Below are 23,899 nucleotides of genomic sequence, written 5' to 3'. Positions count from 1 at the left end.
GGCAAACAAAAACGCGCCCGCGATAGTGAAGGGCGCGTTGATAGCACACTACCGCAAAAAATTATGGGGAAGCGTAATAATATTTGTTGACGAAGAGTTTGCCAAACATGCCGTTATTATACAACAAGAATTTTACTGCGACAAATTAAATGAAAAACTCCAGGGGCCTTTCACTGTGTAAAACTCATCGCTGTACACAATTTGCTCGGCTTGTTCCTGTGTCATCTCTGGCGGTATGCTCGTAATTTGCATCGTCAACAAACCGTTCACATCAATACATTCCAATACAATCCCTACGCCGCGCTCAAGCATGGCTTGTTGGATTTTGGGCATATAGACAGAACAGTATTCGCCTTCACGCGGAGTTGCCGCAATGGAATCGATCACGATGGTTGCATTGGAAAGATCGGCATCGGGAGGAACTACGAAAGTTAGAGTGTCACACCGCAGCCCGGTTTGACCATTGGCAGGTTCCTGCAAGCTTACTAGTGCGGTTCCGTATTCCTGCAAAATCACTCCGCCATAATTCAAACTCGCTGCCCAAATTGACCAATCGGATGTATCGGGCAATGTGAAGCATACATCCGCGTTCACACTTTTTCCCTCCACCGCCGCTCGTTCCATGCGAACTTCGATTCCGCTGGCCACTTGATTCGGCGCGGCTAATTCCACTTGTGCGCTCGGATAAGATGGGTCGATATACGGGGTGGCCGTTGCGAGAAATTGCGGCAAAACTACGGCTGGCTCTTGTGCGGAATACCCGCAGGCTGTGATGAACACCGTCAACAACAGGATGAATTTCTTCATTGGATTTTTTCTCCTTAAACTTTAACTAAACAAATCGGTCAACGCCTCACGCAGACCTGGAAACTGGAACCTGTACCCAGACTCGATCAGCCGTTTGGGCTGGGAAAACCTACCTTCCAAAATCAAGACGCTCATTTCACCTAAAAAGGTCCTCAACAAAAAGGCGGGTGTGGGGAACCAGTATGGACGATGCAACACGCTAGCCAGTATACGGTTGAACTCTGCATTGGAGGTTGGCGTGGGCGCAATAAGATTATACACACCTCGCGCATTTTCATTTTCGATCAAATACCGCACTCCCCCAACCCAATCGCTGACGTGGATCCACTGCATGGCATGTTGACCGGAGCCGAACGGCCCGCCAATAAATAACTGGATGGGAAGTGCCATCAACTTGAGCAGGATGTTCTCTCTCGCCAGCACAACTGCAGAACGCATGATAATACGGCGCATGCCCAACTCTTCAACAGATTTAGTCGCAGCTTCCAACTTCACAGTAAGTTGAGCGGGAAAGTCATCGCCGGGAGGAGTCGATTCATCGGCCAGGTCGCCGCTCAAACCGTAATGAGCAATGCCGGACTGCTGAATGAAAATGTCCGGGCGGCGAGTCGCTTTTTGGATTGCCTCAGCAAGTGCTAGTCCAGGCAGGACGCGGGAGTCTAGGAAAGCGTGTTTTTTGGAGACAGTCCAGGGCCAGGAGGCGAGCGTCCTCCCTGCCAGGTGAATAATCACATCCATATTGTTGACAAGATGTCCCCATCCGTTCGTTGTTTTCGCATCCCACTGCACAGCTTGAACATCTTTGATTTTGCCTGCTCGCCGCGTGAGAACGAAAACCTGATGTCCATCGGCAAGAAAGGATTTTGTCAGCGCTCGCCCAAGCAAACCTGAGCCGCCTGCGATCATCACGTTCATTTCAAATGCTCCTAACTGCTCTTTGCGCCGTCCTCGACGCAAACCATGCCGCCGAGGACGGCGGCTTAAGCAAAGATATTTTTATTTCAAATGCTCCTGTAATGTTTCACTGTTTTGACGCTTTTACGAATTCAATCAAGTGGATGTATAATCACGCAGAATTGCCGAGAAATTATGCAAGAACCCGTATTGGTACTCAATGCTAATTTTGAGCCGATCCACGTATGCTCAACACGGCGGGCTATTGGTCTGATCCTGGCGGGCAAAGCTGGAATGATCGCAAATGGACGCGGGCACATTCGTACAATTTCGCAACTGCTTCCGCGCCCTTCTGTCATTCGACTGGAAATTCAGGTTCATCGGCCACGGCCGCGCGTTAAATTAACGCGCCGCGAAATATTCCGCAGGGACAATTATACCTGCCAGTATTGTGGTAAGCATGAAGGGGCCTTGACGGTGGATCACGTTATTCCGCGCCATATGGGTGGGCAGCATATTTGGACGAATCTCGTGGCGGCTTGTTCTTATTGCAATCATCGCAAAGGGGGTCGTAAAGTGGAGGAGGCGCACATGCACCTCATGCATATTCCAAAGGAGCCGCCTGCCAATGCAGCTTATATTTTTGGCAAGCATCTGACAGAGAACGGCGAGTGGGAGCCTTATATTTCAGGTTGGTGACCCGTAACCTTTGTTTCCGTTGGTTTCAGCCCTTCTCCTCTCTCGAGTACGCCTTTCAAGATGGGAGAGGGGTATTTTTTCGCTGAAGTCAAGGATCATAAAATCCTTTGCAAGCGCAATATCGCCGGAGAAGGTGGTCTGCGCTTCAGCGACAAGGTCGCCTTTTGCATATTTACCTGTCGGGTAATGGATCAGATACAGCTTGTGTACTTCGGCTTTTTTGGCAATTTCACCCGCCTGTTTTGCGGAGGTATGTCCTGGCGATTCGCCTGTGGCTTCATGGATCAGAACATCTGCGCCCTCACTGAGGCGGATAACTTCATCGCAAGGTTCGGTATCACAAGAGTAGGCCATCACTTTTCGGCTGTGTGTAAATTCGATCCGCAGCCCGATATTGGGAATCATATGATGAACGGGTGATGCCTGCACTTTGAAATCAGGGCAATCAAGGACGAGGGTCATTTCTGAAGCTGGCAGACGATAAAAAACAACGGGGAAAAAATTAGGCCATTCCGACCAATTGTAAAAGCCCATCATTCCTTCAACACGATCCAGCGTGTAGTGTAAGCCGTAAATATTGAGTGGCTTCTGCCGGCCCATCAGCCACATATCCATCAACAGGAGTGGAATACCGGAGGCATGGTCTGGATGAAAATGGGTCACAATAATATCTGTGAGGTCGTTGAAATCCAGCCCCGCCTCCTCCAGACGCAGAATCGGATTGCTGACTGAATCGATCAGCAGCATACGGTCACTCCCCACAATGACCATGTGAGTATTCTCGCTCTCCCTGGTAGGAATGGCATTCGAGGAGCCAAGGATGATTACTTTGGACATGAGGCCTATGGTAACCTAAATTCCCACTTTCGATAGTAGAAATTTTCAGATTCTCAGAAATTTCCAGTTTATTTTTTAACTTTTGTCCATGTTCTCTCTATCTGCTCAAGCACCCTATCGCAAAGGGAAATATTAAATACATAGTGATATCAAAAGGAGCCCGGAATATTTTCGGGCTCCTTTGCGTACAGCATCTATTTCAGCAATATCAGAGTTTTGGAAGCAGGTATTCGTACGCGCTAAGCGCAGCCTTGGCTCCCTCACCCACGGCAACGAGTACCTGTTCGGCATAGCTGTCCGTTACATCTCCAGCGGCAAAGAGACCAGGGACATTCGTACGACATTCGCTGTCGATGATAATGCGGCCTTGTTCATCGAGCGCAACAAGCTCCCTGACCATATTGGTGTTTGGCACAAGGGCCTTCTCCACAAACATTCCATCTGCTTGATATTCCTTGAGCTTGCCAGCCTTGTCTTTCAAGATCAGCTTGCGGGCGTATTCATCTCCCTGCACTTCCACGATCTCGCAATCATTCATGATCTTAACATTTTGAGCCTGCTGGAGTTTGTGCCCAAGCGGGGAATCCAACATCTGGTCGTTGGTGCAAACCATGGTTACTTCGCGGGCCACTGTCGAAAGCTCACCCGCTGAGCGCAAGGCAAGTTCCTCGTCACCGATCACAATAACGGATTTATCAATGAAGAGCGGAGCATAGGAAAGAGCAGAATAACAAAGCCCTTTCATGGTGTACTCTTTTTCTCCGGGCACGTTCATGCGCACCTGACGGGTTCCGCTGGCAATAATTACAGCCTTGGATTCCAGAGCCGCGCCGCCTTTGATTGTTACAACGAAATGGTCGCTTTTCTTCTCAACTTTTTCAACCGATACAATGTGGCGCGCGAAATCTAGGTACTCAAGTTCATTGCGAAACTTGTTGATAACCTCCAAACCCCGGATCACCTGATACTCCTCCACCCAGGGCAACGCCAGGCGATAGTTGGTCTTGCCTCCAAGGTCCTTTGACAGAACCAGCACATTCAAACGCTTGCGGATGGCGTAAATGGCGGCCGTGAGTCCCGCAGGCCCGCCACCGATGATGATTAAATCGTACATCTTATTCTCCTTTCTAATAAGCGGACTTAATGGTCTCAAGGTCAATATCATGTGAGTCCTCGTCCGGGGGCGGTTCGGCGATGAAGCCTTCCTCCATCAAGCGTTTTGTCATGTCGCGGGATCGTTTGATGATATGGGAAGCTCGTTGATATTCCTGATCGTATGTGGATTCGATGCGCGCCAATCCTTGTTCGATGGCTTTCATGGCAACCGCGGCGGCTTCCTTCGGGAAGACCTCCCAATCGTCCATATCCGGCAGGATGAAGTCCGGTGCAAGGCGGTCACCCACATGGTTCGCCATGGCTTGGGCTGCGGCAAAGCACATTTCATCGGTGATCGTTCTGGCGCGAACATCCAGCGTGCCACGGAAGATGCCGGGGAATCCCAAAGAGTTGTTGACTTGATTCGGGAAATCGGAGCGACCTGTTGCGATGACGGCTGCGCCCGCTTCCTTCGCCACCCAAGGCCAAATCTCAGGAATCGGGTTGGCACACGCGAAAACGATTGAGTCCTTTGCCATAGCCTTGATCCACTCCGGGAGGAGCACATCAGGCCCGGGCTTGGAAAGAGCGATCACTACATCCGCACCTTTCATGGCGTCTGGAATATCCCCTTCGCGTCCTTGCGCATTGGTGATGTTGCACAACTTCCATTTATCCTTGTATTCAGCCTTGCGCATTTCGAGGTCTTTGCGATGCTTTCCCAAGATGCCTTTGCTATCTACCATGAAACATTTGGCCGGGTCGGCGCCCCAACCAAAGATGAGACGCGAGCAAGCCACGTTGGATGCGCCGCTGCCAATGAAGGCAATGCTCACATCCTCCATTTTTTTGCCGACAACTTTCAAGGCGTTGATGAGTCCCGCCAATGTGACAGTGGCTGTGCCCTGTTGATCGTCGTGCCAGATGGGAATCTCCGCTTTCTCGCGCAGGGTATCGAGAATATAAAAGCACTTTGGGTTGGATATGTCTTCCAGGTTAATGCCGCCAAGGCCAGGCTGGAGCATCAGCACCGTATTGATGATGGCATCGGGATCTTTGGTGTTGAGCATCAGCGGCACACCATCCACGCCGCCCAAATATTTATACAATAGGGCCTTACCCTCCATCACGGGCAGACCGGCCTTCGGGCCAATATCGCCCAGCCCTAATACGCGCGTCCCATCGCTGACCACGGCAACTGTGTTCCATTTATTTGTATATTCGTAGACGAGTTCGGGGTCCGCCTCGATTGCTCTGCAAGGCGCGGCCACGCCCGGTGTATACCAGATGGCGAAATCATTGAAACTATGGACTGTACATTTGAGCGTGGTTTCGATCTTCCCTTTATAGAACGGATGCAGTCTCATTGCGTCCGCCGCGGGCTTCTTGGCTTTTGCAAGCAACTCTTCAGTATTCATATTCATCCTCTTTCTGTTGGTCTATTCTCCAGCCTTTCGCATGGATTCTTCACGGAGGGCAAGCATCACGGCGTGCAAGTTCAGTCCACGTTTGCATGCATTGTGCGCCGCTTCCAGCGCAATATCAGACCAGAGCGTACGACATTGCAGCGCTTCGTCGTCGTTCAGAATCACAAGCTGAACCAGGCTTGATAATGGAATATCCATATCCTCACTGGTTGGGATATCGCAATCATTGCAGGCATTGCAAACATAAACATCCTGCCTGCTGGCCTTCTTGACTACGTTGCGCAGCGACATTTTGGTTTCAATTTTTGTTCGCTGTTAGATCAGCGCTAGAAATCATCTGTTTTCACCCTGAGCGGGAGGATCATTAAAACCACATTCCGCGAGTCGCCATCTGGGAACAGGAAATAATCATCCAGCACAGCTTGCGGCTTGAAGCCCAAGGCTTCGAAAGCCTTGACCACCTTTGTCTGATCCGCGATCACTTCAGCCTGAAGAATTCCCAGCCCGTGTTTGCGCGCGATTTCGATCAACGCTTTGATCATCTTCATGCCCAGGCCGCGCTTGCGGAAATCCTTTGCAAGGAAGAGGCGCACTTCGCCAATGTGCCGCTTTGGCCCCTCAAAGAAATGAAGGGTAGCGCTGCCCACTACATGATCCTTGACGAGCGCGAGGATCGGCAGGACTTTGTTGTAATCCAGATGTTCGCTCCACTCATGGATGACAGATGGGTCTTTAATGTAGTGGCGGAAGTAGCGCATATCTTCGTCGCTGACCGCTGAATAGAATTCGAGCAGCCGCTTTTCATCATCCCCATTCATCGGGCGTATCAGGACGTACGTGCCGTCCTTAAGTGTGACCATCTCACGATAGGTCTTAACCTGTTCTGCAAGCATATTCCCTCCCGGGATATAACTCAAACTTCGGAAGTCTTTTTGGAGTCTTTCCATCTTGAGTCGGTTCTGGAAGACTTCCGAAGTTTTTCTTAATTATGCGATGACTTTCTCCGCGTCTTTCTCAGGGACAGTTGATCCTGCTTTGAAAAGATTCGCCTCGCTGATAATGCGCGGAACGATATCCTCCCAGCCCACCGCCATAATATGCAGGCCGTGGACTCCCTGGCCCTCGAACTTTTTGATCTTCTCGATCAGCTCGAACGCGATCCGCAACCCTTCTTCCTGGGCATTGCCTGCTTTATCCGCATGTTCCATGCGAACCATGAGATTAAACGGGATGGATACGCCGGGCACTTCGTCATTCATATACTTTGCCATCTTGAATGTTTTAAGCGGAGTGATGCCGATCAAAATGTAAACCTTATCCAGAATGTTTCGCTTGGCAAGTTCGTTGAGCCAGATTTCCATGTGGTCGATGTCGTATACAAGATTCGTCTGGAAGAACTGTGCGCCCGCGTTGATCTTCTTATGTTCGCGCAAAGCCTGGAATTTCGGCTCGCTCGCAAAAGGAGAGGCAGCCGCACCGAGGAAGTATTGAGGCGGGGTTTTGATCTCGCGTCCATCCATGTAGCGGGCTTCGTCGCGCATTCGGCGTAATATCCATAACATCTGAATCGAGTCGATGTCGATCACATCCATGCGTCCGCGCGGCTGAGGAGCCATCTTCATCGAATCGCCTGAGATGCAAAGGATGTTCCTGATGCCAAGGTCATACGCGCCCATCACCTCGGATTGCAGCCCGACCCGCGTGCGGTCACGCGCGGCGATCTGCATCACAGGTTCCGCGCCGCGTTCAAGCGCCATCTTTGAACAGGCCCACGAAGCCGTGCGCGGTGTAGCGGATGGGTTATCCGTAAAGTTGATGGCCGCTACATAGGGTTTGATGTTCTGGATATGCTGACACATCTTATCGATCTTGCAAGAGACGGGCGGCGCAACCTCGGCAGTGACAACGAACTCGCCCGCTTTGAGTCTGCGTTCCAGTTCAGAAACAGGCTCGATATATTTCGGCGCGTGATATTGATTGTCACCCTGCCACCAATCGGGTTCACGGATCGGCTCGAATATCTCATCCCAGGTTTGGTAGCGGATTTCAGCAGGCTTCAACATCAACCCGTTGATAACTTTGCCGGTGCCAATTTCTTTAACGCGATTCAGTACGCCACTCCATTGCTCGGTGCCAACCTTATCCCAATCCAATGGCGGCAGCACTTCGAGCAGATGTTCCTCGCGACCAAGCTTGAACGAACGCTCGTAGATTTTGTACCAAATGCATGGACGGGTCTCATCCACATAGCAGTGTTCCTTTGTGGAACCGCCGCAAGGCCCATTACGTTCACCTTTAGGACATTCCATCGGACAGATGAACGCCGTCTCTTGCAAAAGACAGTTTCCACACATGCGGCATCCAAACAACGGGCCTTTGATTGCCTTTTCGAGAGTCGCAAGTGCGCGCTTGTTCAACGGTTCGCGCTTGAATGGCAGGTAAGGCGGCTGCCAACGTCGACCAGGGGTAAATCCGGGCATGGTTCCTCCTTCATCTTCGCGCTGAGTGGAGGGACTGTGATCTTCAGTCCCGCAGTCGAAGCGCAGGTTACTTGAAAACGATAAGTTTTCTTGAAGCCTGTCCTCACCTGCACTTGCGTCAGGTGCAAGTGTCGACTTCGCCGCCAAACAACGGCGGCTCCGCTCAGGACGAAATTCTCAATTCATCAAATACGCATCTGCGTAAATAACCTTATTCAACAGAATCTGCGTTGTCTTCCAAATTGCGGATTGTTCAGGGTCAGACAGGTCGAAATCTTCCATTTGCGGTTCTTCGCCTGTGCAAGTACGGTCTGCAATCTTGTTATAAACACGCGCCAGCGGATTGCTGGTGTCTTTTGTCTCTACCCAATGGATGACATCATTCTGATTTTCATCGAACGGGTTGGCAATCATCATCTGCAAGCCAACGCCCATCAGCATCGCGCAATAGACGCGGTTGATAAGCGGGCGGTTTTCATTAGGCACAGCATTTGAGACATTGGATAGCCCAACCGAAATATTGGGTGCAGGGTCCCAGGCATATTGCAAAGTGCGGACGGTTTCGATGAGATGCGGGCAATATTGCTGGCAGCCGCTCACAGTGAGTACAAGCGGGTCAATAATGAGATTCTCCATCGGAAGATCAATTTCCATCATGCGCGGAATCAACGCTTCCACAGCGATGTTCACGCGCGCATCCGCTTCGACGGGGATACCCTCCGAGCGCATGGTCAACGCAATGACCCTGGCTCCATATTTCTTCGCCAACAGCGGAACTTTTTCCAATCGTTCAGGTTCAGCCGAGGTCGAATTAAGAATCGGCTGCGCTTTCGTGATCTTCTGCAAGGCCGCTTCCATCCCATCCACGTTGGTTGTGTCAATCGAAAGCGGCACATCGACAACGGTTTCAACTGTTTCCACGATCCATGGGAAGACCTCCGCCCAATCCTTCTTGCGCGGGCCAAGGTTGATATCAATCGCTTTTGCGCCTGCCTCCACCTGACGGACGGCCAGGTCCATGAAGAACTCACGGTCCCTTGCGGCCAGTGCCTCTTTGACTTTTTCAGAAATGATGTGAATGTTTTCGCCGATGATGTACATAACAACCTCCGTTTCCAAGTTTGCATGTTGGAACGTTGAAACGTTCCAACCTTCTAACGTTCCAACGCAGAGGCCACACTCGGAAACTTGCTCAACTCCGTATGCGGCAAAAATAATGCCGAAGTAAATGCTTCATAAAAAGTATTATCTGCCGATAGCTCAATATATGTCATGCGTTTTGCGATCTCGGTGATGCGTTCGCGTTTCTTCCAATCGAGCAGGGCATAATATGCGCCTTTCACTGATGTATTGCCGAGAAACTCAAAACGCGACCAATCCATGTCCGGCAGTAAACCAATTTGCACAGCCTTCTCAACGTTAATATATTTTCCAAACGATCCACCGATTAACACCTTATCTGTCATTTCAAGCGGGACTCCGACCGTATCGGCCAGAACTGTAAAACCAGCGTAGATTGCAGCTTTGGCGCGCAATAAATTATCGACATCGACTCTGGATAGGACAATATCCTCACCCGATTCGGATTCCGCGCCCCAAGCCACCACATACTCCCCACCATGCGCTCCCTCGCGCGCCCTAGAGCTGCGCGAAGCGACCATTAAATTAACATTCCCAGCCTTATCAATGATCCCCGTTATAAAAGCTTCCGAGAGCAATGCGATCAACCCCGACCCGCAGATGCCTTTTGGTTTGCCACCGCCGATGACTCGATAAGTTGGTTCGAACGTTTCGCTGTTGATCCACACTTCTTCAATTGCACCTGTTGTTGCCCGCATCCCGTTGACCACTCCTGCGCCCTCAAAGGCTGGCCCCGCTGAACAGGCACAGGTGACGAGCCAATCGCGATTGCCAAGTACGGTTTCGCCGTTCGTGCCAACATCCAGAAAGAGAGTCACGTTTTCAGCAGTATCAAGCCCAGACGAAAGTACGCCCGCAGTAATATCCGCGCCGACATACGATGCGACACCGGGCAAGCAATCTACGCTGGCTTCAGGATTCATTTTGATTCCAACTTCGCGCGCAGTCATCAAGGGTGGATGGTTAACTGACGTGATGAAAGGCGAAAGCCGAATGTTTGAAGCGGGAATGCCGAGCAGCAAATGAATCATTGTGCTGTTACCTGCAATCGTAGCTTTGACCACATCCTCAGGTTTGGCTCTCACTCGTTTGCAGGCTGTCTCGATCAATTCATTGACCGTATCCAGCACATGCTGACGGAGTTCATCCCCTCCACCATTTTTATTTGCATACATAATGCGGGAGATCACATCTTCGCCACGTGCGATCTGTCCGTTATATTCTGCTACTTGCGCTTTAACCTGTCCGCTGACCAGATCCACCAGCCAGACTGAAACAGTGGTTGTGCCAATGTCTATCGCGCAACCCCAAAGCGGCGAATACTCGTCAATATGATGCGGTTGCAGCGCAATCAAACGCAAGGGTTGTTCTGCATCGCCAAGCGGATATTCAAGCACTGCGGTGACATTCCATTCGCCTGCGCGCAAGACATCGCCAATGGATTGAAGCAATGCAAGCGATACATTCACTTTGCTGACATTTGCCTGCAATCTCAATGCGGTTTGTAAGCGTGACCAATCGTCAGTTTGGTCTTCCATCGTGGGCGGATTGAGCCGCAAATGCACGCGGCGGACAGTTTGATCTTGCAGATATTCATAATCCGCAGGGACAGTGACTTCAGCAACGACGCGATCTGTTGTCAGCCGTCTTTCAATTTTTTCCTGGGGCGGAACATAAATAGAAACATCGCCTTCTACAACGGTTTGACAGGCGAGCGCGTATCCCTGGTCAACATCATCAGGGGAAAGGCGTAAGGTGCTTCTGCGCCTGACAGTTCCACCAGTTACCTGCACCGCGCAACGCCCGCAGCGTCCCTGTCCGCCGCATGGCTGGCCGATGTCAATGCCGACGATGTGTGCGGCATCGGCTAGCAGAGTATTGGTAGAGACTTGCACAACAACTGGCGTTGGCTTGTCGGGTAACGTGAAAGAGATATTGTGTTGCATTTGTTTGTTGTAGGGGCACAGCAAGGCTATCTATGACGTTGACGAAAAATCGTCCCGCTGTGCCCCAACGTGTTAATTCAAAACCTGCTTCATAAATGCGGGCAGATCAACCGCCTCGCGCGGCCCAACGCGAATGTCCCAGCCGGGGAGTTCTTCTTCGAGTTCACCGGATAGAACAGCCACATGCCCAGGCAGGACAATTTGCTTTTTATTGACTTTGCTGGCTACGTCAAAGCCTTTGACCGCCTTCGCGATTCTTTCTGCGTCAAACTTGCCCGCCGCCCACGCCGTTAATACAGACATGCCTTCCGCGTCTGTGACAACCAGCCATGCAGGCAGGCCGCTTCCTTCCACTTCATTAGCAACGGAGAAATAAGTAATGCTGAAATTGGTTGTGACCAGCACAGGGCTTTCGGGTTTGGGTGAATTGATCTCGTAAATTCCAGGTTGAACCTGTATCGGTTTCTGCGGATCGGTGTAGATGTTTTCGCGCAAGACGAGCAATGGGTAGAGCAATTCAGGTTTGAACTCGCTCAACACAACAAAGCCTGCATATTTTGCAATCGCTTGCGCGGCAGCGACGCCTTCATCTTTTGCGTCGCATGGAAAAGTGATGATGGGATAGCCGAGGGAACGCACATTCTTGAGCGCGAGTTTTCGCAGTTGCGTATTACGTGTTAAGGATGCGCTCAATGTCGCTGCGGCGGGGTCAAGCACCATGTCTTCGACGCCTTTGGTTTGGATCTTTTGGGTCAAGTCTGCGAGCGCATCAAGTGAATCCGCTTTGACGGCGAGTGCGGCCTTGTGTTTCTTTGCAAGATCAGCCAACGGTTCATAGTCGGATGATTCTGCGGCGTAGATCAATGCCGATTCGCCAGCGAGCAGGCTGAGGGCGGAGTCAAGAAGCGCTGCATCTTTCGTCATCAAAATCAGCGGACGTTTGGTGACAGTCCGAATCGTTTTAACTGCGATGGCTAGGTCTCCATCCGCTTCAACGGCGAAGCCGTCAATTGTAAAATCCATGCCTACGTAATTAACTTTATATGCGTCGGCTGTGGCAACTTTATTGGCAAGGTCTGGGTCGGAGGCTTTAACGCGAATGAACAAGCCAGCCTTGTTGTAAAAAGATTTTTCGTGACGGAACATCACCACTTCATTGCCCGCTTTGACTTCGGTGCCGTTGGCTTTGAGCGTGATGAGGCGAATCGGCGGCGCAGCGGATTCAGCCAACTGCTTTTTCGACTCTTCACTGACGTAAGGGCACGAGCCGAGTTCAACTTGTTTCGCCGCAAGTTTCATCGCAAATGCAAGGCAGGTGGGAAAACCGCATTCCTTGCAGTTGGTCTGCGGAAGCATTTTGTAAATTTGGATTCCTGATAAAGCCATGTTATCTCCAGTCTGTAATCCGTAATTCGTAGTGCGTAAGGCACATTTTACGGAATACGAATTACGAATTACGCAGGAACAGCAAGTTCTTCAATCGCGTCCTTGACTCGTCTCGCCGATTCAGGATGCCTCAACACAACAATATCCGCGCCTGATTCAACCAGCGCAATCGCAGTGAGTGTTTCCCAATTGATGGCGCGCGCTTTCCAATCGCCCCAGCCTTCTGGCACGCCCTCGCCCACTTTGGATTCTTTTGTCTTCCAGGCTTCATAACCAGGCGTGACGATCATGGGCAGTTGCGTCATCGCGTCGCCTTGCAGGGCAGCTAATCGCAAACGCTCCATAACGGAATAGCCATACTCAATTCCGTACCCAAGCGCGCCCGTTGTCGGGTCCATCAGGATGCGGTCTTTAGGGATGCCCATATCGCTGATCAGAATATTTAATTGCTTCGACAGGTTTACATCCATTGGCGTGCGCGCCTGCACGAGATGCCCGTTTGCCATTGCGGTTGCGACGATGGTGCGATAATTTTTATCTTCGCAAATGCCAAGCACGATCTTCTCGCCTTTGGTCGCTTCTGAAACAGGCACAAGCAATTCGTTATCTTTTTCCGCCTGCCCCGGTCCCCAGAGGATGAGCGGAAGTCCCGTTGCGCTTAATACGGATTTGACGATTCGTACTGCGTCTTCGGGTGAATCAGCCAGCGTCAACGCGATGACGATGAGGTCTGCTCCTGCTTCTTCGGCTTTTTTCGCCCATTGAGCGGGTTCCGCCATCACCTCGCCCCAAACTTCCATTAGCAATGGTGACCAGTCATCAGGCTTACGTGACTTGATCTCAATCGCGATGACGGGCTTATTTAGCGTAGGTGATTCATAATGCAAATAAGGCATGGACGTTTGTCCGCCAACAGTGATGGACTTCGCGCGTGTTCCGCCCTCCGAACTCGTCGCACCGATGGTGATAGCCTTGATACTGCCAGGCCATTTATCTTTTGGAATTTCGATGGGCATTGTTCCTCCGATATTTGTTATTCGATATTCGTGAATCGGGATTCGGGAATTGGGAGTCGTTTGTCGGATAAACCGATTTCCGATTCCCGCTATCCGATTCCCGCCCTTTTTCTCGCTTCATCTCTTCTCTCAATAAATTGCTCAATTGGCGTTTTCCTCTCCGCCGCGAGACCTAAATCTTTTAGATCGTTTTCATCCTTCGCAGCCATGTGACGCAAAATGTGGCGATACGAAATATATGCGGCGGGATAAATAATCCCTGCGGAGTTGTGCAGCATGTAAGCGATGCGAATGCCTTTATCCTTCATCATCTGTGCGGCGAGGGTCAGCGGAATATCTGTGGGCAATTCTGGCATGCCTTCGCTCATAATGTCTTCGGCGGTTAACTTCTCATATCCTTCCCTTGCGTAAGCCCAAACCAATTCATCCACGCCAACTACGCCGATGCCGTGACCTTCCACATCGAGAACGCACATTGCTTCGACGTTCTTTTCCAAAAGGAAGCGGGCGATATCAACGATGGGAGAATCCCATTTACAGGTTGGCACGCCAACGGTCATGAGGTCACGGACGAGGAGATGTTTCAAGACTCCCTACCTAGCTGAAAAAGCCTTCGGGCAATCAAGATGTACCATGCCATGGTCAAGAGCCCTCCGCTCATCGCAATTAATAACGCCACGTTCGACAGCCCTATTACAAAAGATGAGTAAATTTCAAAGACCATCATCAGGCTGAATGCCAATATACCGATAATTGCGCTCGCTTTATTAAACACTCTGCCTTGTAACATCACGATTGAGATCATTATGCCAGCTGCTTCTGTCAGGAAGAATCCAAGGAATGTACCGGGAGTATGGCTTTCTCCAACCGAGAGCATTGCCTGTGCCGCCGCTGTCAGCGTGACTCTTTGAACATCTGATGCAGCCGAGATGTATTGGCGGCTCAAATCGAGCATGGGGAAAGCGCGGTTGGTTGCATAGAATACGGCCACTCCGAGGAAAGAGAAAATCATTGCCAGAGCAGCGTATGGTTGATTCACCTTTCGATGAGCAGCGTACAACGCGAAAAACATCGGTATCCCCAGCGTGGTCATGATGATATTCAGTAAACCCAGGTTGCGCAGGCCAAGGAACGGATTATTTTGAAATAGCTCGAACCAATCCTCAACTGTTTCAGCCGAAGCATATCCACCTGGAAGAAAAGTGATGACGATCTCAAGCAGCGCCGTTAACACGATCAGCAGCGCAGCCCAACCGCCGATCTTGAAGAGACTCTTCCAAGTGGAGTCTGCCATTTTGACACTATCAACTTGATTCATCATTTTCCTTTCGGTACATCAGCGGTCATCAGGCACGGACGAGGAGGGATTTCATAGGTTTGAAAGTTGACAAGTTGGAAAGTTTGCAGGTTTCGTTTTCAAACCTTACAACCTTCAAACTTGTCAACCCGTTTTAGAACATCGGCTCCATCGCCATGGCAGGATGATTGTGTGCTTCGAGCCAGGCAAGCAAGTCTTCAACTGAAGTCACATTCCTTTCATCCGCGATCTTGTCCATGAAATCTGGGTCGCCTTCGCGCTCGCAGACCGCTTTGAATTCGTCGGACATGGTCTCTTTCAGCACGGACGACATCCAGACTACACGCTTGAAGCCGCCATCCGCAGAGATGAACTTTGGGCTGATGAGATAGAACTTACCAACGCCCATCACGCCAGGGGTTTGCATACCGCCGCCCGCGATCCCTGCTAATGTTGAGAAGGTCATACCTGCGGGAGTCAGGGCTGTATCTTCGCGGCTGACCACCATCACGCCATTGGCTTCGGGGATGAGCATCACGATGCACTCGAAACATCCACACGCCGTCATTGGGTTTTCCATGATCGAATACATCGAGACTTCCTGCACCACACCATGTGACCCGATCTTGGCGTAGTCGTTCGTGCCTTCCCAATATCCTTTTTTCATATCCACAGACTTGCCGAGTTTGATCGGTTGATTCGGGCCAGTGGGATTAATGCTGAACGAGGCTTTGCAGTCCAACCAGTTGTATGCGCCGCACAAGCCGAGTCGCTCAGGTGAGACCACGCAAACATGATTCGGCGCGAACGATTGACAGAGTGTGCAGGAATAAAATTCATCTACTTTATCGTCAGTCAAATCCGCGAGGCGTTTGTTGCGGAAATCATACGCGGCACGCGCCTTCTCCAACCATTCGGCGTGAAGCGTGGGTTCGGTGACAATGGTGACTTGGACTTTATCCACGATTGCGCCGAAGTCCTCGTGGAATCTTGCGTGCAATATCTTGCCAAACGATACGAGGCTAAAGCCTTTATCTGCTGCGGCATTCGAGATGCGAATCCACGCGATGTCACGTTGACCGACATGCTGAATTCCACTCGCGCCGTTCACAAAATAATGGACTTGCCTCTCAAGCACAGGTTCAAAGTCCTGTTGCATTTGTCTGCCTGCAACTTTGATGATGATTCCCATATCCATCGAGCCTTGCGCTTCGATGTTCGAGAAATCAGGTCCAATGACTTCGATCTTGCCATCGGTGACTTCATCCAGTTTTGCCATGTGCAGGTATTCATAGGCGCGGCTGTGTTTCCCGCCGAATTCGATGCGTAGATCCGCCTTGCGGACGACTTCGCCTTCAAAGGCTGATCCGTATGGAACGGGAACATCCACGTTTGAGACTTTGACTTTAACACCGCGAATTTCGATACACTTTTGGACGAGTCTTTCGGCCTTTTCCAAATCATCCTTGCCGTCAATTGTGCCAAATGGCATCGAGACAACGTGTTCATATGTCGTTATGCCTGTCGGTAAAATTTCAGGGATGACCGTATCCGCGATGACAGGGAAACCAAAGTTGATCGCGCCTGCCGCAGCGGCATATTTCAAATCGTCCACTTCGCCGAGAGCAAGCACAAATGCAAATACGCGTTCTTTGTTGTAAAGCAATATTTCACGTGACATGCCAGGCTTGAGTCCACCGAAGGTTAATGCGGAGCGGGTGGCAAAGCCTAAAGCGTAAATTGCGGAAATAGTATCCGTACCAAATGGGACAGTGTACGTGTCATACCCTAACTCAACACCCTCTTCTTGAAGTTGATGAATGATGCTCCGTCCGTTTACATTGCCTGAGAGGAAGGTCAGGATGTTACGGCGTTGTAATTCGCGCACGATCTTGACCGCGACTGCGTTCGATTTTGCACAACCAACAATCGCGGCAAAACCAGGCATACGACCATCCACCAATTGAATGCCCCAAGAGCGGAGTTGAATATCGTCAATTGGGCCATTGAGGTGACCATCATTTCCGTTTGTGCTTTCCTTGCCATTCCCATCAGGGCTTGTAAACGAAGTACCTCCTGCGAGATGGAATCCCTGCATCGGCTCAGGTTGAAGCCCATAAGCGAAGCGTACCGCTTCAATTGTCTCAGCGGCGAGAAGCGTGGCCATTCCTGAGTCAAGCGTCTCACCCAGGTAGGGAGTCCAATGCCTATCTGAGGGAATGGGATGTAAAAGTCCGCGCGTGTAATCCATGACAGATTTCAAGTCACCGATTTTTTCGATGGATTTGCCGGTCATGCCCAAAATGGTGGGAAGGTAATAGGCGGTGTTTGGAAATGAGACGGGCGTGTCTGCGCCTTTTTCGGCCAAGGCCTGGTCGAGCATCATCTCAGCTTCAGTAACGAGCGCATTTGCGCCGCGAATTGCTCTGGTTGCGATATATCGTGACATGTTTTGGTCTCCTAGTCTTTAGTCTTGTAGTCTGATAGTCGTTTTGCCATTACGCTAATTGCGCAAGAGACTAAACGACGAGCGACTAACGACTAATTGACTGTTGCTCCATAAATAGCCTCGCGCCTTTGCGCCAGCGGCAACTTCTCCAACTCAATCATCTTTGCATCGCCAGAGCGGCCAAACTTATTTTCTTCCCAGGCAGGCAGACCGAGCGCGGCGCGTTTCTTGTCAATATGCGCCAGCGTCGCATCGATCATCTTTTGCGGATCGGGAATGAATTCCAATTTGCCGCCATAAAGTTTTTCCCAACCCTCGCTGATGTAATGCAGTACTTCATCACTGTCGCTGACTCTATCTGGCATACCGCTCACCGGTGACGCACCGCCGAAGATGACATACGCGCCCGACGCTACGCAATACGCAGCAATCGCCAGCGCCTTTTCACTCATCCATTCGGGAGCGAGCCCAACTGCGGGAACCTGGTCAATGTCATCGCCGAGTCCGCCCTCTTCAACGATCTGCGTGAGGACTGTGAGAATTCGAGTATTGTCTACGCATGAGCCCATGTGGAGGACAGGAGGGATGCCGATCGTTTCGCAGATTTCTCTCAACCCGCTTCCGACTTCGCTGAGGCCTGCTTCGCCCAACATGAGCCCCAGTTTACCCGCGGCAATTGCGCCGCAACCCGTCTGCACAACAAGCACATCCTGCTTAAGCAATTCCTTTACAACTTTATTGTGAAGATAATCCTGTGATGAGCGCGGATTGTTGCATCCCACAATCGCAGCCACGCCGCGGATGCGTCCTGTCATGATGGCGTCATTCAATGGACGGAAGGACGCACGATATGATCCACCCAGCATGTAGTTAATATATTCATGCGAGAAGCCAGGAATCAAGTCTTCCTTGATCTGCGGGATTCGCGTTTTGTTGTTGTCGCGATTCTTGAAATTATCTATTGCAACCTTCAAAATTTGCTTTGCGATGGTCAATGCTTTGTGTTCATCGAATTCGATATGTGTCGCCCCTTTGATCTTGACCTTCGGCGAAGTGGTGATGATCGCCGTGTGGAAATTCTGCGCCAAACCGACCAAAGCTTGCATGATGCATTGAACATCCACAACCATCGCTTCTACAGCACCGGTCATGATCGCCAATTCCTGATGTAGGAAATTTCCCGCCGCAGGGATGCCCTGCCTCATCAGGATTTCATTGGCTGTGCAGCAAATCCCTGAAAGATTAACTCCGCGCGAACCCGCAGCTTTGGCATATTCAATGATCTCCGGGTCTTGCGATGCGGCCACAAGCATTTCGCTCATGCTTGGTTCATGTCCGTGCACCACCACGTTGACCATGTCTTCTTTAATAACGCCGAGATTGGCTTGCCCCAAAATGGGCGCCGGTGTGCCGAACAAAATATCTGAAATGTCGGTGGCGATCATCGAGCCGCCCCAGCCGTCGGCTAGTGAAGTCCGTATCGCGTGATTCAAAATGTGCGCGGGGTCCTGGTCATCGCCGATGTGGGTGCGATGCAAAGCCTCCACCACTTCCCGATCCACGCCGCGCGGCCAGACGTTTTGCTCGCGCCAGATTTGTTGTCTCTTCTTCGGTGCGCGTATCGCAGGGGCAATCTCGCCGCGCTGCTGTCCGAATTGCGAGATGTAAAGATCGGCCAGATCATTCGCGATTTCTTCCGGTGCGCGTCCTTCGACCTTGATCTCATACTTGGATGCGACAATGCGCAATTTTGCAACATCGCGAATGCCATATCCCTCTGCTTCTTTATTCGCAGTTGCTTTTAGCAGGAAAGCCATATCGCGGCCATGATCGCTATGTGCCGCACTGCCTGCCGCAATGGCGCGGGTCAGGTTGCGTGCCTGGATCGTATCCAATGTTGCTCCGCACACTCCCACTTCGCCGCTCTTCGTCAAACGGCAGGGGCCCATTCCGCATTGCTTACAGCACATCCCTGCGCTGCCGATGTTGCATGGAACCATGGCATCGGCACGTGTGAATGCCGTCCCAATCCCCAACTCCTCCGCGCGGATCAACATCTGCTGTGCGGCAGGGTCAGTTGAATATTCAGTAATCTCACGTTTCTTTGGCATGATTTACCTCTCATCTTTTATGTCGTTGCGAGGAGCGCACTTGCTCTTAGCGACGAAGCAATCCCCAATTCGATAAGGAGATTGCTTCGGACGGAAAATCACCGCCCTCGCAATGACATCATTCATCAACCTTCACCACACCCATCCCTGGGCAACGCCAAAGAGGGCAGCCCTGATAGTTCACCTTCTGGGCGAAGCTGACAGTTTGCTTGGTTGTCTCATATGTGGCTGTGTGACGGAAGAAGGGTTTTTGCCCATCGCCTTGTTGAGCCGCAGTCTCCAACTCAATCGGTATTGTCCACTCCTCGAGATAACCGGCCTCATCCAACTTGACGGCAATCTCCAAGTCGTTGATCTTTTTCTCATCATAAGTCACTTGGATAATCTGAAAGGCACTGCTGGCATAAACATCTGTGACCCCCGTCAACTCAAGCAATATGCGCCGCACCTCGGTAACGTGATGGTCACCAAACAATGCAGGCGATTCGAACGTTTTAGTCTCCATGAAGGCACCTCCAAATACGAGCGGATGATGGCACTTGCTGAAGACACCACTAAAGGTCTGTACTCTTCCTCATAATATTCTAGCATTTTGACTTCTCAATCAAGTTGTGCATATTGTCACGGAAAACTCAGATAAATGTTATTACTGTCCTCCAATTTGATGACGAATAACCTGATTTCTTTTGCCTCATTAAGTTGTAAGATGAGGATATGAAACTTGCCATCACAGGAAAAGGCGGCGTAGGGAAGACTACGCTGACAGCGCTCCTTGCGCAGACGTATGCGGATCAGGGCCGTGACGTTTTGGCTGTGGACGCCGACCCAAGCCCCTGCCTCGCTGGAGCCTTGGGATTCCCCGCAGAGTTGCGCGCTCGTCTTCATCCCATTGCCGAGATGGACGAATTAATAGAAGAACGCACGGGCGCAAAGCCTGGAACCACTGGCGGATTCTTCACCCTCAACCCGCGTGTGGATGATATCCCCGAACGTTTCAGCATTCTCCATCGCGGCGTGCGTCTGCTTGAAATGGGCAGCGTGGAACTCGGCGGCTCTGGTTGCATCTGTCCCGAATCCGCCATGCTGAAAACCTTGTTCACCCATTTGCTCTTCCGCAACGACGAAGTATTACTGCTCGATATGTACGCAGGCGTCGAACACCTTGGCCGCGCCACAGTGGACTTTGTAGATGCCATGCTGGTAGTTGTTGAACCAACACGGCGCAGTCTCGGTACAGCCGTGCAGATCAAAAGACTCGCAAATGATATTGGCCTCGAACGTTTATATCTAGTTGGAAACAAAGTCCGCAATAAAGAGGAAGCAAAGTTCCTTGAAACCGAGTTGCCCGATTTACCTTTGCTTGGGTATTTACCCGCTGACCTGAAAGTGCAGGAAGCGGATAGACTCAATATCCCTGTTTATGACCATGTGGAAAGTCTGAAAACCTCAGCACAGGCAATCATTCAAAAAGTAAATCAACTTACAGATGATGAGGTTATTGTATGACCACAACAATTGCGCTGGCAGGTAAAGGTGGTGTCGGCAAGACCACTATCGCGGGCATGGTCATAAAATATCTTGCCCAAAATCAAACGGGCAGCATCCTCGCTATTGACGCTGATCCCGCATCCAACTTGAACATGGTACTTGGCCTTGACCTCGAATGGACAGTAGGCGACATCCGCGAAGGCATGTTGGAACAAGTCAAAACGTCGCTCACCAACGGCGGCGCGGCCATGGGCACAATGCCTGGCGGCGCAAGCAAGCGCGAATATCTCGATTATCACATCCGCTCCTCGCTGGCTGAAGGCTCGCGCTTCGACCTGATCGCCATGGGACGCGGCGAAGGTCAGGGCTGTTATTGCGCGGTCAACCACAATATGCGTGAGGTGATTGACGACTTAAGCCGTCACTACAGTTATGTCGTCATTGATAATGAAGCGGGCATGGAACATCTCTCGCGTCGCACCACACGTGACGTGCAGCATCTACTCATCGTCAGCGACCCAACCCAGCGCGGCCTGGTCACGGCTCAACGCATCGCCGATATGCGCAAGGAACTCGACATCCACATCGAGAACGCGCATCTCATCGTCAATCGTTTGCAGGGCGCGATGCCCGCTGAGTTAAAAACATTCATCGAAAAAATGGATGTGCCGTTGCTTGGCACTGTCCCCGCGGATAATACCCTCGCTGAATTTGAATTTTCGGGCAGACCCCTCGTCGAGTTGGGAGATGAATCGGTTGTGTATCAGGCATCCGCAGGAATGATGCGTCAAATCCTCGGGTAGCATCAGCCACTCTTTAAAATTTCCCCCGTTTCAGCGATCATTTCAAAGACTCGATCCGCCACTTCAATGGATGTGGAACCGAGGCCGCAAGCTGGAGCGATGAGACTGCGATTCGAAAACTCATCGGCCTTGATCTGCACCCCGCGCGCCGCCGCTTTCTGGACGATCAGCCTGATCCCGTTTCTCAATCGCTCAGCCAACTGAAGCGGTGTCTCGTTGAAGACTTGCTCGTTATTCGGCACGATCCCCCAACAAACGCTTCCACCGCGATCAAGAAATTCTCGCAGTTCGACGGGATACAACGCAAGATTTTCAATGAAGCCATAGGCATCCAGATTCAAGATGTCAACTTGCGTCGCGAGCAGCACGCTCCAATCTGTATTCGCGCAACAATGGATGCCAGTAATTCCACCTTCAGTGTGAATGGCATCGAAGACTTCATCGAGATAGGCGATTACCTGCTCGCGGCTTAAACTGATAAACGCGGACCCGAACGCCGCCAGATAGGGTTCATCCAAAAACAGAATGACGTTTTCCCGCACCGATTTCAATTGCTGTATTTGCCAGCGCGCGTTCATCGCCATATTCTTGATGATCGCATCTGCCAGCATATCGTTATATAAACTGGCGCGCAAATCCTGGTCGGTGACGGTGAGGCCAAATGAGATCGGGCCCGTTACCTGTCCCTTTACCCATGTGCCTTGCGTCCCTCGCAGTGTTTCAAGCATGGCGAAAAACCCAGCCGCATAATCGGGACGTAAAGCAAAGCTTTCCACGTCATCCGCCAGAACAGGCGTATAAAAAGTTTCGAGGGAATCCGTGATGTCCGCTTTTGTATCGAAGTAAACTTTTTCCTGTATCACATCCTCACAGACTGCGGGCAGTGTAGGCGAATACTGAACATACATGCTTTCATGAAAAGAGCGGCGCGGTAATTGCGGCCAGGCAGGGACATCCAAAAGGTTTTGCAAATGCAGGGTTAACCCATTGGCAGTTGAATGAGGAACGCTTCCGACATGGGTGGTGAGGTAATTGAATTCTGTCATTGGTTTTCTGTTTGATCCTGGATGAGTATTTTATATGGCCCTATTAGTGATGGAGCGAAAACGGAATTCTGCTGAGGTGTTGAAAAGCCTGAAAAGCGGACAGCATCCCCCCTTGACAACTGCTACTCATCGGTGGGCAGCTTCTTCTTTTTACAGCGGCACTTCTCTCCACGTCACAGTCGTAGGTTCCACGGCAATATCATACACAAATCCAGTCACGAAGGTCAATGGAAGAGCAATTGCTTCCATCCCAAGACAAAATAGCATAATTGATAAGACTGCTTCTGCGTCTCTCACCCCAGGTACAAATCCAGTGGTGGCAATTACGAGAGCAAAAACGAGCAGCCCTGCACTAATTGCCAGGGACCAGGGCCATAGCATGGCGAGTGGCTTTCTCATCTGAATGGGCAGGATCTTGCGCCACCAGGTTAGTGGTTGATGGATGCGAGTTGAAACCAGCCAGATAAAGGGAAAGAACAAGATCTGTGCGACGCCTCCCCCGACCAAAAGAAGTGTAAGGAAGAGAAGGAGAAAAATCGTTGGACCATTCTTCCTGTGAACGAAACCGAGCGACCAGATGATGATGGCACAGCCCACAATCATAGATGAGATGCCCGCCAACAAAAAATTGGGGAGAAGGGTAAAAGCGGGCTCATTGCCGTGTGGCCACATTTTCTGAGCTTCTCCAATCGCAAAGATAAAAAAGCTGTTTGTGGAGACATTGCCTTGAAGTGCTTCAAAGAACCCATGGCTGATCCCAGAGATTCCAAAGATTGTCCCCAATATTGCTACGTTGAACCTGGTTGCTTTATTCATTGCCTTTGTTCTTCCTCCTCTTTGAGAAGTGCTGCCCAACGAGACTGTCGAAAAACCCCTAGTTCGAAAAATGTTCTTAAAAATCTCCCACAACAGACTAAAAAATTGCCAAAATGTTGCCAAAGTGTTGTGCGGAACACCAAAAACCAGACGCCTTTCAGC

22 protein-coding genes are annotated in these 23,899 nt (G+C 50.9%); 3 read left to right on the top strand and 19 right to left on the bottom strand.

Translation table 11 applies throughout. From position 1 onward, the window contains the following. Positions 1-132: 132 nt before the first annotated feature. Together AC14M5_RS05965 and AC14M5_RS05960 are read right to left on the bottom strand one after the other, a co-directional pair. On the bottom strand, positions 133-807 hold the full coding sequence (locus AC14M5_RS05965; RefSeq protein ID WP_484028729.1) for a hypothetical protein: 675 nt from the start codon (positions 805-807) through the stop codon (positions 133-135). Between the two features lie 21 nt (positions 808-828). Then, on the bottom strand, positions 829-1,722 hold the full coding sequence (locus AC14M5_RS05960) for a TIGR01777 family oxidoreductase (RefSeq protein ID WP_484028728.1): 894 nt from the start codon (positions 1,720-1,722) through the stop codon (positions 829-831). Between the two features lie 174 nt (positions 1,723-1,896). On the opposite strand from AC14M5_RS05960, the gene AC14M5_RS05955 reads away from it, so the two are divergent. Beyond that, on the top strand, positions 1,897-2,400 hold the full coding sequence (locus AC14M5_RS05955) for an HNH endonuclease (protein WP_484028727.1): 504 nt from the start codon (positions 1,897-1,899) through the stop codon (positions 2,398-2,400). On the opposite strand, the gene AC14M5_RS05950 is transcribed toward AC14M5_RS05955, so the two are convergent. The 15 genes from AC14M5_RS05950 to AC14M5_RS05880 all read right to left on the bottom strand — a co-directional run bounded on the left by AC14M5_RS05950 (position 2,389) and on the right by AC14M5_RS05880 (position 20,089). Then, on the bottom strand, positions 2,389-3,237 hold the full coding sequence (locus tag AC14M5_RS05950) for an MBL fold metallo-hydrolase (RefSeq protein WP_484028726.1): 849 nt from the start codon (positions 3,235-3,237) through the stop codon (positions 2,389-2,391). The two genes, AC14M5_RS05955 and AC14M5_RS05950, sit on opposite strands and share 12 nt — an antisense overlap. 208 nt (positions 3,238-3,445) lie before the next feature. Continuing rightward, positions 3,446-4,351, bottom strand: a complete 906-nt coding sequence (locus tag AC14M5_RS05945; RefSeq protein ID WP_484028725.1) for an NAD(P)/FAD-dependent oxidoreductase — start codon at positions 4,349-4,351, stop codon at positions 3,446-3,448. Positions 4,352-4,364: 13 nt separating this feature from the next. After that, positions 4,365-5,756 carry an NAD(P)-dependent malic enzyme gene (locus tag AC14M5_RS05940; protein ID WP_484028724.1) on the bottom strand — a complete coding sequence of 464 codons (1,392 nt, stop codon included), beginning with the start codon at positions 5,754-5,756 and terminating at the stop codon, positions 4,365-4,367. Positions 5,757-5,771: 15 nt separating this feature from the next. Next, positions 5,772-6,050 (bottom strand): hypothetical protein, encoded by a 279-nt coding sequence (locus AC14M5_RS05935; protein ID WP_484028723.1) that lies wholly within the window; start codon positions 6,048-6,050, stop codon positions 5,772-5,774. Between the two features lie 35 nt (positions 6,051-6,085). Further along, positions 6,086-6,652 (bottom strand): N-acetyltransferase family protein, encoded by a 567-nt coding sequence (locus AC14M5_RS05930; RefSeq protein ID WP_484028722.1) that lies wholly within the window; start codon positions 6,650-6,652, stop codon positions 6,086-6,088. Between the two features lie 93 nt (positions 6,653-6,745). Next, positions 6,746-8,239, bottom strand: coding sequence for a methylenetetrahydrofolate reductase C-terminal domain-containing protein (locus AC14M5_RS05925; RefSeq protein ID WP_484028721.1), 1,494 nt, complete (start codon positions 8,237-8,239; stop codon positions 6,746-6,748). Between the two features lie 177 nt (positions 8,240-8,416). Then, a complete protein-coding gene (locus AC14M5_RS05920) occupies positions 8,417-9,340 on the bottom strand; it encodes a dihydropteroate synthase (RefSeq protein WP_484028720.1) in 924 nt (307 codons plus the stop codon). 53 nt (positions 9,341-9,393) lie between these two features. Next, the gene (locus AC14M5_RS05915; RefSeq protein WP_484028719.1) at positions 9,394-11,325 is read right to left on the bottom strand and encodes an ASKHA domain-containing protein; all 1,932 of its coding nucleotides are present in this window, start codon (positions 11,323-11,325) and stop codon (positions 9,394-9,396) included. Between the two features lie 72 nt (positions 11,326-11,397). Then, positions 11,398-12,711 (bottom strand): acetyl-CoA decarbonylase/synthase complex subunit gamma, encoded by a 1,314-nt coding sequence (gene acsC, locus AC14M5_RS05910; protein WP_484028718.1) that lies wholly within the window; start codon positions 12,709-12,711, stop codon positions 11,398-11,400. Positions 12,712-12,779: 68 nt separating this feature from the next. Next, positions 12,780-13,727, bottom strand: a complete 948-nt coding sequence (locus AC14M5_RS05905) for an acetyl-CoA decarbonylase/synthase complex subunit delta (RefSeq protein WP_484028717.1) — start codon at positions 13,725-13,727, stop codon at positions 12,780-12,782. 89 nt (positions 13,728-13,816) lie between these two features. After that, on the bottom strand, positions 13,817-14,314 hold the full coding sequence (locus AC14M5_RS05900; RefSeq protein ID WP_484028716.1) for a CBS domain-containing protein: 498 nt from the start codon (positions 14,312-14,314) through the stop codon (positions 13,817-13,819). Then, positions 14,311-15,045 (bottom strand): hypothetical protein, encoded by a 735-nt coding sequence (locus tag AC14M5_RS05895; RefSeq protein ID WP_484028715.1) that lies wholly within the window; start codon positions 15,043-15,045, stop codon positions 14,311-14,313. Before AC14M5_RS05895 ends, AC14M5_RS05900 begins: the two co-directional genes overlap by 4 nt. Before the next feature lie 133 nt (positions 15,046-15,178). Further along, positions 15,179-17,473, bottom strand: a complete 2,295-nt coding sequence (acsB, locus tag AC14M5_RS05890) for an acetyl-CoA decarbonylase/synthase complex subunit alpha/beta (RefSeq protein ID WP_484028714.1) — start codon at positions 17,471-17,473, stop codon at positions 15,179-15,181. Positions 17,474-17,565: 92 nt separating this feature from the next. Beyond that, the gene (cooS, locus tag AC14M5_RS05885; RefSeq protein WP_484028713.1) at positions 17,566-19,584 is read right to left on the bottom strand and encodes an anaerobic carbon-monoxide dehydrogenase catalytic subunit; all 2,019 of its coding nucleotides are present in this window, start codon (positions 19,582-19,584) and stop codon (positions 17,566-17,568) included. 118 nt (positions 19,585-19,702) lie between these two features. After that, positions 19,703-20,089, bottom strand: a complete 387-nt coding sequence (locus AC14M5_RS05880) for a hypothetical protein (protein ID WP_484028712.1) — start codon at positions 20,087-20,089, stop codon at positions 19,703-19,705. Positions 20,090-20,298: 209 nt separating this feature from the next. Between AC14M5_RS05880 and AC14M5_RS05875 the strand changes: the two genes are divergently transcribed. Both AC14M5_RS05875 and AC14M5_RS05870 read left to right on the top strand, forming a co-directional pair. Next, positions 20,299-21,090 (top strand): ATP-binding protein, encoded by a 792-nt coding sequence (locus AC14M5_RS05875; RefSeq protein ID WP_484028711.1) that lies wholly within the window; start codon positions 20,299-20,301, stop codon positions 21,088-21,090. Then, the gene (locus AC14M5_RS05870; RefSeq protein ID WP_484028710.1) at positions 21,087-21,875 is read left to right on the top strand and encodes an ATP-binding protein; all 789 of its coding nucleotides are present in this window, start codon (positions 21,087-21,089) and stop codon (positions 21,873-21,875) included. The genes AC14M5_RS05875 and AC14M5_RS05870 overlap by 4 nt, the downstream gene beginning before the upstream one ends. Positions 21,876-21,877: 2 nt before the next feature. On the opposite strand, the gene AC14M5_RS05865 is transcribed toward AC14M5_RS05870, so the two are convergent. Both AC14M5_RS05865 and AC14M5_RS05860 read right to left on the bottom strand, forming a co-directional pair. Continuing rightward, positions 21,878-22,921, bottom strand: coding sequence for a uroporphyrinogen decarboxylase/cobalamine-independent methonine synthase family protein (locus AC14M5_RS05865; protein ID WP_484028709.1), 1,044 nt, complete (start codon positions 22,919-22,921; stop codon positions 21,878-21,880). Positions 22,922-23,071: 150 nt separating this feature from the next. Next, on the bottom strand, positions 23,072-23,899 hold an 828-nt coding region (locus tag AC14M5_RS05860; protein WP_484028708.1), incomplete at its 5' end, for a hypothetical protein.

It is taken from the genome of Candidatus Villigracilis sp. (assembly GCF_057083605.1).
The sequence above is the reverse complement of the archived record's forward strand: the minus strand, read 5'-3'. Positions and strand labels throughout refer to the sequence as shown.

What these genes read in the sequence shown, in the direction of transcription:
- AC14M5_RS05965 (WP_484028729.1), bottom strand. Translation starts at nt 807, where the DNA reads ATGAAGAAATTCATCCTGTTGTTGACGGTGTTCATCACAGCCTGCGGG.
- AC14M5_RS05960 (WP_484028728.1), bottom strand. Translation starts at nt 1,722, where the DNA reads ATGAACGTGATGATCGCAGGCGGCTCAGGTTTGCTTGGGCGAGCGCTG.
- AC14M5_RS05955 (WP_484028727.1), top strand. Translation starts at nt 1,897, where the DNA reads ATGCAAGAACCCGTATTGGTACTCAATGCTAATTTTGAGCCGATCCAC.
- AC14M5_RS05950 (WP_484028726.1), bottom strand. Translation starts at nt 3,237, where the DNA reads ATGTCCAAAGTAATCATCCTTGGCTCCTCGAATGCCATTCCTACCAGG.
- AC14M5_RS05945 (WP_484028725.1), bottom strand. Translation starts at nt 4,351, where the DNA reads ATGTACGATTTAATCATCATCGGTGGCGGGCCTGCGGGACTCACGGCC.
- AC14M5_RS05940 (WP_484028724.1), bottom strand. Translation starts at nt 5,756, where the DNA reads ATGAATATGAATACTGAAGAGTTGCTTGCAAAAGCCAAGAAGCCCGCG.
- AC14M5_RS05935 (WP_484028723.1), bottom strand. Translation starts at nt 6,050, where the DNA reads ATGTCGCTGCGCAACGTAGTCAAGAAGGCCAGCAGGCAGGATGTTTAT.
- AC14M5_RS05930 (WP_484028722.1), bottom strand. Translation starts at nt 6,652, where the DNA reads ATGCTTGCAGAACAGGTTAAGACCTATCGTGAGATGGTCACACTTAAG.
- AC14M5_RS05925 (WP_484028721.1), bottom strand. Translation starts at nt 8,239, where the DNA reads ATGCCCGGATTTACCCCTGGTCGACGTTGGCAGCCGCCTTACCTGCCA.
- AC14M5_RS05920 (WP_484028720.1), bottom strand. Translation starts at nt 9,340, where the DNA reads ATGTACATCATCGGCGAAAACATTCACATCATTTCTGAAAAAGTCAAA.
- AC14M5_RS05915 (WP_484028719.1), bottom strand. Translation starts at nt 11,325, where the DNA reads ATGCAACACAATATCTCTTTCACGTTACCCGACAAGCCAACGCCAGTT.
- acsC (WP_484028718.1), bottom strand. Translation starts at nt 12,711, where the DNA reads ATGGCTTTATCAGGAATCCAAATTTACAAAATGCTTCCGCAGACCAAC.
- AC14M5_RS05905 (WP_484028717.1), bottom strand. Translation starts at nt 13,727, where the DNA reads ATGCCCATCGAAATTCCAAAAGATAAATGGCCTGGCAGTATCAAGGCT.
- AC14M5_RS05895 (WP_484028715.1), bottom strand. Translation starts at nt 15,045, where the DNA reads ATGAATCAAGTTGATAGTGTCAAAATGGCAGACTCCACTTGGAAGAGT.
- acsB (WP_484028714.1), bottom strand. Translation starts at nt 17,473, where the DNA reads ATGTCACGATATATCGCAACCAGAGCAATTCGCGGCGCAAATGCGCTC.
- cooS (WP_484028713.1), bottom strand. Translation starts at nt 19,584, where the DNA reads ATGCCAAAGAAACGTGAGATTACTGAATATTCAACTGACCCTGCCGCA.
- AC14M5_RS05880 (WP_484028712.1), bottom strand. Translation starts at nt 20,089, where the DNA reads ATGGAGACTAAAACGTTCGAATCGCCTGCATTGTTTGGTGACCATCAC.
- AC14M5_RS05875 (WP_484028711.1), top strand. Translation starts at nt 20,299, where the DNA reads ATGAAACTTGCCATCACAGGAAAAGGCGGCGTAGGGAAGACTACGCTG.
- AC14M5_RS05870 (WP_484028710.1), top strand. Translation starts at nt 21,087, where the DNA reads ATGACCACAACAATTGCGCTGGCAGGTAAAGGTGGTGTCGGCAAGACC.
- AC14M5_RS05865 (WP_484028709.1), bottom strand. Translation starts at nt 22,921, where the DNA reads ATGACAGAATTCAATTACCTCACCACCCATGTCGGAAGCGTTCCTCAT.